Annotated in this window: 14 protein-coding genes; 3 read left to right on the top strand and 11 right to left on the bottom strand. The window is 75.0% G+C overall.

Features of this window, described 5'->3' with window-relative positions; genetic code table 11:
• The 3 genes from ABZ805_RS27930 to ABZ805_RS27920 form a co-directional block, all read right to left on the bottom strand.
• On the bottom strand, positions 1-458 hold a 458-nt coding region (locus tag ABZ805_RS27930; protein WP_358446495.1), incomplete at its 3' end, for a bile acid:sodium symporter family protein.
• A 194-nt stretch (positions 459-652) separates the two neighbouring features.
• The gene (locus tag ABZ805_RS27925) at positions 653-1,672 is read right to left on the bottom strand and encodes a beta-ketoacyl-ACP synthase 3 (RefSeq protein ID WP_358446493.1); all 1,020 of its coding nucleotides are present in this window, start codon (positions 1,670-1,672) and stop codon (positions 653-655) included.
• Positions 1,673-1,757: 85 nt separating this feature from the next.
• Positions 1,758-1,886 (bottom strand): hypothetical protein, encoded by a 129-nt coding sequence (locus tag ABZ805_RS27920; protein ID WP_358446490.1) that lies wholly within the window; start codon positions 1,884-1,886, stop codon positions 1,758-1,760.
• Positions 1,887-2,493: 607 nt separating this feature from the next.
• Between ABZ805_RS27920 and ABZ805_RS27915 the strand changes: the two genes are divergently transcribed.
• From ABZ805_RS27915 to ABZ805_RS27905, 3 genes are all read left to right on the top strand, one after another.
• A complete protein-coding gene (locus tag ABZ805_RS27915; protein ID WP_358446487.1) occupies positions 2,494-3,165 on the top strand; it encodes a VOC family protein in 672 nt (223 codons plus the stop codon).
• A 276-nt stretch (positions 3,166-3,441) separates the two neighbouring features.
• Complete coding sequence (locus ABZ805_RS27910) at positions 3,442-3,972, top strand: DUF4190 domain-containing protein (protein WP_358446485.1); 531 nt, start codon at positions 3,442-3,444, stop codon at positions 3,970-3,972.
• Positions 3,973-4,020: 48 nt separating this feature from the next.
• Positions 4,021-4,986, top strand: a complete 966-nt coding sequence (locus ABZ805_RS27905; protein WP_358446482.1) for an LLM class flavin-dependent oxidoreductase — start codon at positions 4,021-4,023, stop codon at positions 4,984-4,986.
• A gap of 34 nt (positions 4,987-5,020) precedes the next feature.
• Here ABZ805_RS27905 and ABZ805_RS27900 read toward each other — a convergent pair whose 3' ends face one another.
• The 8 genes from ABZ805_RS27900 to ABZ805_RS27865 all read right to left on the bottom strand — a co-directional run bounded on the left by ABZ805_RS27900 (position 5,021) and on the right by ABZ805_RS27865 (position 13,079).
• Complete coding sequence (locus ABZ805_RS27900; protein WP_358446500.1) at positions 5,021-5,485, bottom strand: flavodoxin family protein; 465 nt, start codon at positions 5,483-5,485, stop codon at positions 5,021-5,023.
• Between the two features lie 94 nt (positions 5,486-5,579).
• Positions 5,580-6,413 carry a sugar phosphate isomerase/epimerase gene (locus tag ABZ805_RS27895; RefSeq protein ID WP_358446479.1) on the bottom strand — a complete coding sequence of 278 codons (834 nt, stop codon included), beginning with the start codon at positions 6,411-6,413 and terminating at the stop codon, positions 5,580-5,582.
• Between the two features lie 24 nt (positions 6,414-6,437).
• A complete protein-coding gene (locus tag ABZ805_RS27890; protein ID WP_358446476.1) occupies positions 6,438-7,823 on the bottom strand; it encodes a nucleotide pyrophosphatase/phosphodiesterase family protein in 1,386 nt (461 codons plus the stop codon).
• On the bottom strand, positions 7,820-8,905 hold the full coding sequence (eboE, locus tag ABZ805_RS27885) for a metabolite traffic protein EboE (RefSeq protein WP_358446473.1): 1,086 nt from the start codon (positions 8,903-8,905) through the stop codon (positions 7,820-7,822). The genes ABZ805_RS27890 and eboE overlap by 4 nt, the downstream gene beginning before the upstream one ends.
• 4 nt (positions 8,906-8,909) lie before the next feature.
• A complete protein-coding gene (locus ABZ805_RS27880) occupies positions 8,910-9,773 on the bottom strand; it encodes a TatD family hydrolase (protein ID WP_358446470.1) in 864 nt (287 codons plus the stop codon).
• A complete protein-coding gene (locus ABZ805_RS27875) occupies positions 9,773-11,164 on the bottom strand; it encodes an EboA domain-containing protein (protein ID WP_358446467.1) in 1,392 nt (463 codons plus the stop codon). Before ABZ805_RS27875 ends, ABZ805_RS27880 begins: the two co-directional genes overlap by 1 nt.
• Complete coding sequence (locus ABZ805_RS27870; protein WP_358446465.1) at positions 11,161-12,066, bottom strand: SCO3242 family prenyltransferase; 906 nt, start codon at positions 12,064-12,066, stop codon at positions 11,161-11,163. The genes ABZ805_RS27875 and ABZ805_RS27870 overlap by 4 nt, the downstream gene beginning before the upstream one ends.
• A complete protein-coding gene (locus ABZ805_RS27865) occupies positions 12,063-13,079 on the bottom strand; it encodes an inositol-3-phosphate synthase (protein WP_358446498.1) in 1,017 nt (338 codons plus the stop codon). The genes ABZ805_RS27870 and ABZ805_RS27865 overlap by 4 nt, the downstream gene beginning before the upstream one ends.
• Between the last annotated feature and the right edge of the window lie 48 nt (positions 13,080-13,127).

The raw sequence follows: 13,127 nt of genomic DNA, 5'->3' as shown, positions 1-13,127 counted from the left end.
GGCAGGTAGCTACCCGCCAGCCACAGCACCAGGAACGGCGTCACGATCGGCGCGACCAGAGTGGACACGCTGCTCATCGCCACCGACAGCGCCGTATCCCCCTTCGCCAGGAACACCATCACGTTCGACGAAGTACCGCTCGGCGCACAACCGACCAGGATCACCCCGACCGCCAGCTCCGGGCTCAGCGGCAGCACCACCGTCAACAGCCAGGCGAGCAACGGCATGATCACGAAGTGCGCGACCACCCCGATCGCGAACGCCACCGGACGACGCGCCACATAAGCGAAATCCCGCGGTTCGAGCGTCATACCCATCCCGAGCATGATCACCGCCAGCAACCACGGCACCACCGAGGTCCACCCCGCGAACAAGCTCGGGAAGACCAGCGCGACCGCACCGGCCACCAGCACGATCAACGGGAACCAACGACCGACCAGCTGGCTGAATGCGCTCACGCGCGAACCCATCGTTCCTCCACCCCGGGCGACCCCGGCCGCTCCTCCGATGCCACGGTCGATGCCGCGTGGCGAGGCGAAGCTACCCCACGTCGGTCACCGATCTCCAAACCGCGGGATCGGCGCGGCACCCGCGGCACGGGGCGTGCACCACCCGGTGCGCAGCGTGTCCGGAGAGCCGACGTGGCGGGAGGTCAGCTCCCCGGCGCGGCGTCGCGGGTCGGGGCCGGCGACCGTGGCGGGTTCGCGGGGGGCAGGGTGATGACCTGGCCCGCGTAGGACAGGCCCGCGCCGAAGCCGAACAGCAGGACGGGCCCGCCGGCGCCGAACTCGCCGTGCGCGCGCATCCGGGACAGCGCCACCGGGATGGTCGCGGCGATGGTGTTGCCGGCGTCGATCACGTCCGTGGCGGTGCGGATCTCGTCCAGGCCGAGCTTGCGCACGAACGAGTCGACGATCCGCAGGTTGGCCTGGTGCGGGACGAACCCGACGAGGTCGCCCAGTTCGAGACCGGCGCGGGCGCAGACCTCGCGGACCAGGTCGTCGAGCCCGGTGGCCCAGCGGAACACCGAGCGGCCCTCCTGACGCAGCACCCGCTGCTGCGGGTCGATCGAGATCAGCTCGCCCTGCTCACCGATGCTGCCCCACAGCACCGGCCCGACGGCGGGCCGGTCGTGCGGGAGCACCACCACCGCGCCCGCCCCGTCGCCGAACAGGATGCCGGTGTTCCAGTCGTCCCAGTCGAGCCAGGCCGTCGCCTTGTCCGCCCCGACGACCAGGGCGCCGCGGCTGGTGCCCGCGCGGATCAGCGCGTCGGCGATGGCCAGCGCGTAGCAGAACCCCGAGCAGGCGGTGTTCACGTCGAACGCGGCCGGGTGGCCGAGGCCGGCGCGCGCCGCGACCTGACCGGCGACGTTCGGGATGGCGGATTCGGCGGTCGAGGTCGCCACGATCACCGCGTCGATCCCGGCCCGGCCCTCGGCGTAGCGGGCGTCGGCGGCCAAAGCATCCAGCGCCGCCCGCGCGGCCGCGGTGGCCAGGTCCGCCACGGTCTCGTCCTCCGCCGCCATCCGGCGCTCGCGGATGCCGGTCCGGGACACGATCCACTGCTCGTCGACGCCGATCCGGTCGGCCACCTCGCCGGTCGTGACGACGGTCGCCGGTAGGTGATGCCCCAGCGCGACGACCTGGGACCCTGCGCTGCCACCGGGCATCTCCACGCTCCCCCTTCCCCGCGGTTCCCGTCCGGGCACCGACCTCGACGAACACATCGTTCCCGCTCGCCCGGCCCGCGCCCGCTCACACGAGGAACCGAACCGCATCGTGGTCGGCGGCCTGGGTCAGGAACCGGCTGACCTTCGCGCAGCAGGTCGCGGTGTCCGCCGCCGACAACGGGGTGCCGAGCACCGCGATCAGCGAACTCGCCACGCCGCACCAGACCTACCGCCGGTAGTCCTCCCAGCAGCGTTCCCACGGGTGGTCCACGTGGTGGGCGTCGGGGTAAGCGCCGGCCGGCACGCGTTCTCCGCCGCGGCGGACCTCGGTGGGCATCCGGCCGAGGAGGTAGGCGACGTCGATCAAACGGGGAGGCCCGGGCGGCCAGCGGCCAGTCGACGGTCAGCACTTCCCGCTGCCCGTCGGCGAGCGTCCGGAACAGCAGGTCGCTCCCGTGGAAGTCCGCGTGGGCGAGCGCGACCGGACCGGCGCAGTCCTCGGCCCACGCCCCGAAACCGGCCGCGCAGAACCGTTCGCCCAGCGCGGGCAGGTCCGGGTCGAAGACCGCGATCCGGCACCGGTCGGAGCGGACGCGTTCGGCCGCAGGCCACGTATCGGGCGAACGGCGGCCGGACTCGGAGACGACGGACTTCGCGGGTCCGCCGCGCGCGGACCGACGACATGCGCGATTCGGCGTTCGACGGCATCGGATTTCCGGGACGAACCCGGCCGAGGGGCGTCGGCGTTCGCGTATCGTCCATAGTGGATTTCCGCGTGCCGCGGGATGCGCGCGTGCGCGGTGGACTCGGAAAGGATCGACATGTTCCACCTCGACCACCTCTGCCTCGGCGTTCGCGATCGGGACGCGGCCGTCCGCCGGATCGAGGAGGAGACGGGGCTGGCCCACTACGACGGTGGCGCGTTCGCCGGCGGCCTCGTGAACACGATCTTCCCGCTGGGCGGCGACGTCTACCTGGAGGTCGAGGCGGTGACGACGCCCGCGTCCGAGCAGGACCCGGCGGTCGCCTGGTTCGACCGGGCCGTCGCGGACGGGGACCGGTGGATGTTCTGGTGCCTGCGCGCCGACACCCTCGACGAGATGGAGCAGGTCGCCCGGCGGTTCGGCGGCGAGGTGGCGCGGCGTCCGGGGCGGGTCCAGCCCGACGGCACCCAGCGCATCATCACCACCGCCCCCGGTCCGGGCCGCGCGTTCGACACGTGCTGGCGCCGAGGGCTGCCGAACTGGTTCTACCGGGAGGACCCGGGCACCAACCCGGATCGCGGGACGACGGAGCGCGGTGATCGCGGGGTGGCCGTCACCCGGCTGGAGGTCGGCGGCGATGCCGCAGAACTGCGGGAGCACCTCGGCGCCCACACCTTCGACCGGCTGCCGCTGGTGGTCGTGCCCGGCCGCCCGGGCGTGCGCTCGGTGTCGGTGCGCACCGAATCCGGGCGCGAGGTGACGCTGCGCGGGGAGCCCGCCGAGCTGTAGCCGCCCGGGACGGCGACCGGCTCCGCGCAGGCCGGGTCGCGGCGGGGTCTGCCGCGACCGGCTCCGGCGCAGGCCGGCCGCGGCGGGTTTGCCCGCCCGGCCGGGCTGGGCACCCGAACGGGGAGACCAGGCCTCGGCGACAGCTGAACCGCCGAGCCGGGACGAGGACGCTCCGGCCCGTCACCGCGAGGAGGGACGTGCGGCGTCCGCGGCCCGCGAACGATGTCGGCGCGCCTGGTGCTCCACCGATATCCGCGCGGGGGAAAGAGAACCGCCATGGCACACTCGTACGATTCGCACGACGTGGAACGGCAGACCGACCCGCGGCAGGCGCGGCGGCAGCCCGGCTCCACCCGGACCGGCGGCCCGGAGCACGAGGCGCAGCACACCGGCTCCAGCCAGCTCGATCCGCGGCAGACCGAAACCGGGCGGCAACCGGACGAGGGCACCTCGTGGACGACGGGCACCCCCACCGACATGCCGCGCGCCAAGACGAGCCCGCTGGCCGTGTCCGGCCTGGTGCTCGGCCTGCTCGCCCTGCTCTGCGGGCTGAGCGGGGTGCTGGCGCCGCTGGCGATCGTGTTCGGGATCGTCGGCATCGTGCTCGGCATCATGGGGCGCAAGGACGGGATGCAGCGCCACCGCACCGGCAAGAGCGTGGCCACCGCGGGCCTGATCATGAGCATCATCGGGCTGGTCCTGGGCGTGCTGGCCGGGATCGCGTTCATCGTGGGCGCCATGAACCCGGACCTGTTCATCCCGGCCCAGCAGCAGTTCGGCGACATGATGACCCGGGTGCCGAGCTGATCCGCGGCCGCTCGCGGGCCGACCGGGCGGCCGGGCAGAATCCCGCGGGTGGCTGAGCTGACGTTGTCCGTGCTGGACACCTCGCCGATCGTGGCCGGGTCTTCGGCCGCGGAGGCGTTGCACCGGACGCTGGACCTGGCGGGGCTGGCCGATCGGCTCGGCTACCACCGGTACTGGGTTCCCGAGCACCACGGGATGCGCGGCGTCGCCTGCGCCGAACCCGCGGTGCTGGCGGGCGCCATCGCGGCCGGTACGTCGCGGTTGCGGGTCGGGGCGGGCGGGGTGTCGTTGCCGAACCACCCGCCGCTGCTGGTCGCCGAGCGGTGGGGCATGCTCGCCGCCCTGCACCCGGACCGGATCGACCTCGGGATCGGCCGGGCGCCCGGTGGCGCGCCGTCGATGGCCGCGGCGTTGCGGCGACCGCCGGAGGCGACGACGGCGGAGGCGCACGCCACCGCGGTCGCCGAACTGCTGTCCTGCTTCGCCCCCGGATCGCGGGCGGTGCCCGCGCGGGAGAACCGGCCGGAGATCTGGCTGCTGGGTTCGTCCGGGACCGGGGCGCGGCTGGCGGCCGAGCACGGGCTGCCGTGCGCGCACGCCTACCACCTCGATCCCGCCGGAGCCGCGGAAGCCGCCCGGGTCCACCGCGAGGCGTTCCGTCCTTCGGCACGCCCTGCGACGCTGGTCAGCGTGGCGGTGATCTGCGCCGGTACGGACGCCGAGGCCGAGTGGCTCGCCGGTTCGGTCCGGGCGAAGGCCCTCGGCCGCCGCCGCGGGCGGCGCGTCCTGCTGCCGAGCCCGGACCGGGCCGCCGCGGACCTGGTCGGGCTCGACCGCGCCGAGGTCCTGGCCTGCTCTCCCGGTCTGGTCGCGGGTTCGCCGGACACCGTGCGCCGCGAGCTCGCCGCCATCGCCGCCCGGACCGGGACCGGCGAGCTGATGATCACCACCCCGGTCCACGACCACGAGCTGCGGCGGCGCTCCTACGAACTCCTCGCCGACGCCGTGCGCTGACGCGCGCCGAGACCGCTCGCACGGCGGCCCGGCCTCACGCCGCCGCGCGCCGCATCCGCTCGGCGAACTCGCGCGCCGCCGCCAGGTCCCGCTCGTCCGGCCGCTCCCGGTGCAGGCCGCCGACCAGCCGCAACGGCGCCCAGGTGTCGAACGCGCGGCAGGAGAAGGTGCCGCGCACGTCGAAGCCGCGGTCCCCGAGCAGCCGGACCAGCGGCCGGGTGAACGGCAGCACCGGGAGCTCGGGGAAACCGCTGGTGGCGAACGCGAAAGCCCTCCCCCGCCCGCGCGGCAGCGCCCGCGCGAACCCGATCAGCTCCGGGTGCATCCGCCCGTGGAAGACACCCGAGCCGAAGCCCACCAGGTCGGCGCGGGCGAGCACGTCCGGATCGGCCCGCTGCGGCGGGACGACCTCGGCGTCCAGCGCCCCGGCCATGACCTCGGCGATCCGGCGCGTGTTGCCGTGCGACACCGACGTGCACACGATGACGGTCTTCTGCATCTCCACGCTCCCTCCTCGTTCCAGGAGGGGGACGGGGCGGGCACGCGAAGTGTGACGGCACGTCAGCCGGCCGCGCCGGGGACGACGCCCCTGGTCACCAGCGGACCGCTCGGAGGTAGTCGAAGCCGACACGGGCGGTGCGCAGCGGATCGGTGGGCTGGTCGTGCTCGACGATGTACTCGCAGGCGGCCCGCGCGTGGTCGAAGATCGCCGGGAAGTCCATGGTCCCGGTGCCCGGGTCGGCCATCTCGCCGTCCGGGGCGCGGTCCTTGACGTGCAGCTGGCGGATGCGGTCGCGCTCGGCGTCGATCAGCGCGAGCACGTCCTGGCCCGCGTGCACCGCCCAGTACAGGTCGAGTTCGAAGTGGACGAACCTGCGATCGGTGCGTTCCCGCAGGACGTCGTAGGGCAGCACTCCGTCCACCGGGGCGAATTCGTGGTCGTGGTTGTGGTAGCCGAACCGCAGTCCGGCGGCGCGGCACTTCCGGCCCGCTTCGTTGAGCTCGTCGGCGAAGGCGCGCCAGCCGTCGGCGGTGTCGAACACGGCGTGCGGGACGACGACCTGGCGGTGGCCCAGCGTGTGGGCGTCCTCGATGAGCGCGTCCACGCCGTCGTCGAGGTCGACGTGCCCGGAGGTGGCGCGCAGCCCGAGGTCGTCGAGGATCGTGCGGAACTCGGCGGCGGTGCGCCCGTGCAGGTCCGCCGTCTCGACGCTGCGGTAGCCGAGGTCGGCGACCTGGCGGAGCGTGCCGGGCACGTCCTCGTCGAGCAGGGTGCGCAGCGTGTAGAGCTGGATGCTGATGGCCTCGTGCGGGATGCGGCCGCGCGGATGTCCGGCGGCCGCGGCGGCGGTGCTCGTCGCACCGGCCGCTCCGGCGGCGGCCAGCAGGGCGGTGGTGTGCAGCAGGGTTCTGCGGGTGAGCGGCATTGCTCGTCCTTTCGCGGGTGGTTCTCAGCGGATTCCGTGCAGGTCCAGCAGCAGGTCGTGCACGTCGGTGGCGGCGAGGCGGCCGGTGCGTTCGACGGCGGCCGGGACGCGCGGGTCGGAGCACAGCAGCACCGGCCCGTCGGCCGGGGAGTCCGGCAGCCTCCCGTGCGAACCGCGGACGGCCCGCCCGTCGAGCGGGACGACGTTCATGGCGTAGCGCAGCCCGGTCTTCTTCTTCGCCAGGTTCAGCGCCGCCTTGGCCCGCACCCAGCGGTCGTCGGGGTCGAGGAACAGCTCGGCGGGGTCGTAGCCGGGTTTGCGGTGGATCTCCACTCCCCCGGCGAAGTCCGGCGCCCGGTCCCGGTCGAGCCAGTAGTAGTAGGTGAACCAGGAATCGGGTTCGGCGACCGCGACGAGGTCCCCGGTGCGCGGGTGGTCCAGGCCGAAGCGGGCCTGCGCGGCGCGGTCCAGGACGTCGTCGACGCCGGGCAGCGCCGCGACCAGCGCCCGAACCCGGTCCACATCGGACCGATCGCGGACGTGCAGGTGCGCGACCTGGTGGTCGGCGACGGCGAACGCCCGCGAGGCCCACGGGTCGAGGTACTCCATGCCCGCCTGGGTGTGCACGTCGAGCAGGCCTTCCCGGCGCAGCGCCCGGTTGAGGTGGACCTGCCGGTGCACGGGCGTGATGCCGTACTCGCTGAGCACCACGGTGGTCGCCCCGGTGTCGCGCGCGTCCGCCAGCAGGTCGGCGAGCGCACCGTCGACCTCGGCGGCCGCCGCGCGGGCCTGCGGGCTCGCCGGCCCGTGGCGCTGCAGGTCGTAGTCCAGGTGCGGGACGTAGCACAGCAGCAGGTCCGGCCGGTGGTCGTGCAGCACGCGGCGGGCCGCGGCGGCGATCCACCGGGAGGAGGCGATGCCCGCGGTCGGCCCCCAGTAGTGGAACAGCGGGAAGGTGCCGAGCTCGGCGGTGAGCTCGTCGTGCAGCTCGGGCGGCCGGGTGTAGCAGTCCGGGGACTTGCGGCCGTCGGCGTGGTAGATCGGGCGCGGCGTGACGGTCCAGTCGGTGGCGGCGCCCATCGCGTACCACCAGCACACGTTGGCGGCGGTGTAGCCGGGGTGGTGGCGGCGGGCGGTGTCCCACACCTGGTCGCCGTGCACGAGCCCGTTGTGCTGCCGCCAGAACAGGATCTCGCCGAGTTCGCGGAAGTACCAGCCGTTGCCGACGATCCCGTGCTCGGCGGGCATCGTCCCGGTCAGCAGCGTGGACTGCGCGCTGCAGGTCACCGCGGGCAGCACGGTGCCCAGTTCGGCCTGCCACCCGTCGGCGGCGACGGACCGCAGGTTCGGCATGTGGGCGAGCAGCGCGGGCGTGAGGCCCACGACGTCCAGCAGCAGCACGGGTTTCACGCGGCCTCCCGCTCGTCGATCAGCCGCCGGGTGAACGCGAGTTCCGCGGCGATGCCCGCCGCCAGGTCGGCGGGCGGGTCGGGCAGCACGGTCCAGGTGTAGGTCTCCACCTCGACCTCCGGCAGTGGTCCGGGCAGGGCGGCGAGGACCTCGCGCAGCACCCCGGTGGTGGGCCGTACCGGCCCGTCGGCGGCCCAGTGCACCGGCACGTGGAAGTGCACGCGCCACGGTCCGTCCCCGGGGAGTTCCCCGAACGCCTGCGGCAGGTCGTCGCAGCGGCGGATGCCGTCGGCGGCGCGTTCCCGAACCTGGTGCAGGTAGCGGGGTTCCGCGTAGCGGGCGAGTTCCGCGCGGGCCGCGGCGGGGTCGTCGACGTGCAGCGCGGCGGAGGCCTGGACCTTGACGACGTCGACGCCGCTCGCCGCGATGGCGCGCACGGTCTCGGCGGGGTCGGCGAAGGACACCGCGAGGTGGCAGGTGTCCAGGCACAGCCCGATGTGCTCGGTGTCGCAGCCGGGCAGCCAGTCGAGGGCGTCCGCGACGGTGTCCAACCGGCAGCCGGGTTCCGGTTCGACGGCCAGCCGGATGCGGCGGCCCGTGCGGTCGGCGAGCAGGCCCAGCCGGTGCGCGGCCTGGTCGAGGTGCCGCCGGGCCGCATCCTCCTCGCGGGCCGTCCACGGGGTTCGCCACCCCAGCGGCAGCGTCGAGATGCCGCCCCGGCCGCCTTCCGGCAGCAGCGCGGCGAGGACTTCGGCGCAGTGCAGCGTGTACCGGAGCCGTTCCGGTTCGGCCCAGGTCGGTTCGTACACCCGGTGCTTCACCACCGGCCGGTGGAATCCGCGGTGCGGGAAGGCGTTGAGGGTGCGCACGGCGAGCCCACGTCCGTCCAATTCGGACTTCAGCGCGGCGCGCGCGGCGGCGTCCGCGGCCAGGTGCTCGGCGAGGTCGGCGGCCAGCCACAGGCCGACGCCGAGCACCTCGGCGCCGAGCCGCTTGCGGACGGGTTCGGCGTGCTCGGCGAGCTGGGCGCGGACCCCGTCGAGGTCCTCGGCGGGGTGGACGTTCGTGCAGTAGGACAGCACCGGTTCACCCCCTCGATCCGCGGAGCACGGAGTTGTCGGCGAAGGTCGCCCCGTCGGCGGTGAACCCGGGCAGCGGATCCAGGTTCAGCCGCCCGCTCTGCCCGTAGAACGCGACCGGGTTCCGCCACAGCACCCGGTCGACGTCGTCGTCGGTGAAGCCGGCGCGCAGCATCGCCTCGCCGGTGGCGCGGGTCTTCAACGGGTCGGAGCGGCCCCAGTCGGCTGCGGAGTTGACGACCATCCGCTCGGTGCCGTGCCGCCGCAGCAGCCGCACCATCCGCTCCTCGTCCATCTTGGTGTCCGGGTAGATGGAGAAGCCCAGCCAGCAGCCGGTGTCCGCGACCAGCTCGACGGTGACCTCGTTGAGGTGGTCGACGAGCACCCGCTCCGGTGGCAGCCCGGATTCGCGGACCACGTCGAGGGTGCGGCGGGTGCCCGCGGGTTTGTCGCGGTGCGGGGTGTGCACCAGCACCGGCAGGTCGGCCGCGGCGGCGAGCTGGAGCTGGTGGGCGAACGCGTCGTCCTCCTCGGGGGTCATCGAGTCGTAGCCGACCTCGCCGACCGCGACGACGCCGTCCTTGGCCAGGTACCGCGGCAGCACGTCGAGCACCTCGCGGCAGCGGGGATCGTTGGCCTCCTTGGGGTTCAGCGCGATGGTGGCGTGGTGGCGGATGCCGAACCGCGCGGCGCGGAAGCGCTCCCAGCCGATCAGCGCGTCGAAGTGGTCGGTGAACGAGGTGACGCCGGTGCGCGGCTGGCCGAGCCAGAACGCGGGTTCGACGAGGGCGCGGACGCCGGCGGCGTGCATCGCCTCGTAGTCGTCGGTGGTGCGGGACGTCATGTGGACGTGCGGTTCGAAGATGCGCATCACGCCTCCAGGAGTGCGCGGGCGTCGGCGGGCACGTCGCGCCCGGCGGCGCGGCGCTCGGCGGCGAAATCGGCGACCATGCGGCGGAGTTCCGCGTCGGCGCGCTGCGGCAGCCCGGCGACGGCGGCGAGCGGCACGCCGGTGAACAGGCACTTGAGCACGCCGTGCCGCCAGGCGTGGTCGTCGAGGTGCCGGGCGAACGGCCCCATCGCGGCGGCGACAAGCCGGATGTCGTTGGCGCGCAACGCATCCCGCACCAGTTCCAGCCCTGCTTCGAGGACCGCCGGGCCGAGCGGGTCCAGCGCGCGGAGCACGCCGCGGCGTTCGGCGTCGTCACCGTGGCGGTACAGCGCCGTCACCTCCGCCGCGACCCGGCCGGGTTCGGCGGTGTCGGCGAAGGCGCGCAACAACCGGCCGCGCACCCGGTCGTCGACGGTGCCGTGCACGAGCCCGTGCGGATCGTCCCGGTCGACGGGCCTGCGGCCGGTGTGCCTGCCCACCGCGGGGAACCGGGTCGCGATGCTCGCCGGGTCCCGGCGCACCGCGGCGATCGCCTCGGACACCCAGGGCTGGTGCAGCGCGCCGATGGCGCGGCGGGCGACCTGCGGGGCGGCGTGGCCGTGCCGCGGCAGCTCGACGGCGGCGAGACCGGTGAACCCGATGCCGGCCAGGGCTTCCAGCGTCCCGGTGAGGTCGAGTTCGCCCGCGCCGAATTCGAGGTGCTCGTGCACGCCGGGCCGCATGTCGTCGAGCTGCACGTGCACCAGGTGGTCCCGCACCCGCCAGGCGCACCCGGCGGCGGTGTCCTGCTCCACGGCGACGCAGTGCCCCACGTCGAGGGTGATGCCGAGCGGTTCGGGTTCGCCGAGCCGCTCGCGGACGGCCAGCGCCGCGTCGACCGTGTCGACGAGCATCCCGGGTTCGGGCTCCAGCCCCAGCCGCACGCCGTGCCGGCCGGCTTCCTCGACGACCAGCGCGGTGCCGTCGAGCAGCCGCCGCAACGCCACTTCTCCGTCCACATCGGACGGTCGGGTGCCGGACCAGAACGAGACGACGTCGGACCCGAGGTCGGCGGCCACCCGGACCGCGCGCCGCAGGAAGTCCACGCGGCGCGCGCTGTCCGCCGAGACCAGCGTCGGGTGGTGCTTGACCTGCGGGTCGAGCAGGTACCGCGCGCCGGTCTCGACCACCACCGACAGGCCGAGCCGGTCGAGCAGGCCGCGCACCCGGCGCACCTGCTCGGCGAGGTCCGCGGCGAACGGGTCGAGGCGGTGGTGGTCGAGAGTCAGCGCGACCCCGTCGTAGCCGAGGTCGGCGATCACCCGCAGCGCATCGTCCAGCCGGTGGTCGCCGAACCCGTTGGTGCCGTAGCCGAAGCGCAAGCCCGTCACGTCGCCGACACCACCTTCCCACCGGCCCGGACCACCGGCGGGAGCGCCGCGAGCAGCACCGCGGTGCCCAGGTCGTGCCGGGCCGTCAGCGCGATCTGCAGCGGCACCATGCCGTGGATGCCCGCGCGGGTCGCCGCCCGCGCGGTGCGCGCGTCCACGTTCCGGCAGGCGTGCAGCTGCACCGAGCCGACCTGCGCCGCGTACCGCGCGGCCGCGGCGAGCGCGGCGATCCGGTGCAGCGGGGAGGCGCAGCGCCCGCCCACCGCGGCGACCGCCACCAGCGCGGTGGTGCCCGCGGCCGCGGCGGCCGTGACCGGGTCGGTGCCGCGGACCTCGCCCCGGGAGAGCGCGGTGACCGCGCAGGTGTGCGCGGCGAGCAGCGCCGCCGCCGGCCACGCCGCCCGGGCACCGCCTGCGCCGAGCAGCACGTCGAGCCCGCGGCAGGCCGCCATCGCGACCGGACCGGCCGGGCCGCCCTTGAACACCAGGTCGTAGCCGACGACGCTCATCGCGAGCGCCGCCCCCGCACCGGCTTCGGCGGTCCCGGCGAGCGCACCGGCGACGACACCGGAACCGGTGAGCAGCGCCGCCACCCCGAGCGCGGTACCGGCACCGACCTGGCCCGACGGGATGGGCCGCTCCGGGCGCTCCACGGCATCGAGCTCGCGATCGGCCCAGTCGTTGAGCGCCATCCCCGCCCAGTACAGCGCCACCGACGCCACCGGCAGCAGCGCGCGCCGCCCCCGCAGCGGACGTCCGGCGGCCGCCGCGCCCACCGCGGTGTCGCCGAGCGCCGTCAGCGCCGCCGGAGCGCGGGTCAGCGCGATCAGGCCGGTCAGCCGGCTCAGCCCGCTCACCCTGCTCGTCCCGCTCACCCCGCTCGACCCGCCCAGCGCGGTCATCGCGCACCTCCGCCGCTGATCTCCCGCACCCAGTCGTGCAGCTCGCGGACCTGGTGGTCGAAGCGGTGCCGCTCCGGGTCGCCACCGGCGCCGAACGGGTCCTTGAAGAAGCAGCCCAGCGCGGTCAGCGGACCGCTGCACCCGGCGCGGTGCGCCAGCGCGACCAGCCGGGTCAGGTCCAGCACCAGCGGCGCGGCCAGCGCCGAATCGCACGCCGACCAGGTCAGCTGCAGCGTCACCGCCGAGCCGAGGAACCCCTCCGCGCGCACGTGGTCCCACGCCACCTTGGTCTGGCCGAGGTCCGGCACGTTGTCGATGTGCAGCGGCGCGGCGACGTCCTCGCCGAGCAGGGCGTGCAGCCCGCGCGACTTCGACGCCAGCTTGCTCGCCGCGGTGCCCGGGTCGGCGAGCGTGGCGCCGTCTCCGCCGCCGAGCAGGTTGGTGCCCGCCCAGGAGCGGACCGCGAGGGCGCGTTCGGCGAACACCGGCGCGAGCGCGGTGCGCAGCAGCGTCTCGCCGGTCTTGCCGTCACCGCCCGCGTACGGCAGGCCGCGCTCCTGCGCCAGGGCGCGCAGCGCGGGAACGGCGATCCCGGTGGACGGCGTGAACTCCACGAACGGGCAGCCGGCCCGCACGGCCGCGCAGGCGGCGACGACGCTGGCCGGGACCGGGCCGGCGGACGCGGATCCGGAGCCGGAGCCGGACGCGGGGCCCGACCCGGGGCCCGGTGCGGCCTCCAGCGCGGCGTCCAGGGCGGCGGCGTCCGCGAGCCGCGCGCCGTCCGGCCACGGCGGTTCGGTGGAGGCGACGTCGACCACCACGACCCGCTCCAGGGCGTGCCGCCGCGCGAACGCCGACAGGTCCCCGGCCAGCCGCGCGACCGCCGCCGCGCCGGACTCGGACCGCGCCGCCGGGTCGAAACCGGGCCGCAGCTCCGATTCCACCGCGGACAGCTGCGGCGCGACGGCGCGCGGCCGGATCAGCCGGCGAAGCCCGCCACGACGGCGGTGCACTCCCACGGCCGCTGCTCGGCACCGCCGCAGGCGTCGGTGCGCTCGCCC

The sequence above is a fragment of the Saccharopolyspora sp. NPDC047091 genome, assembly GCF_040643635.1.
In the GTDB taxonomy this organism is placed as follows: domain Bacteria; phylum Actinomycetota; class Actinomycetes; order Mycobacteriales; family Pseudonocardiaceae; genus Saccharopolyspora_C.
Note: the sequence above shows the minus strand (reverse complement) of the source record. Positions and strands in the feature narration are given on the sequence as shown.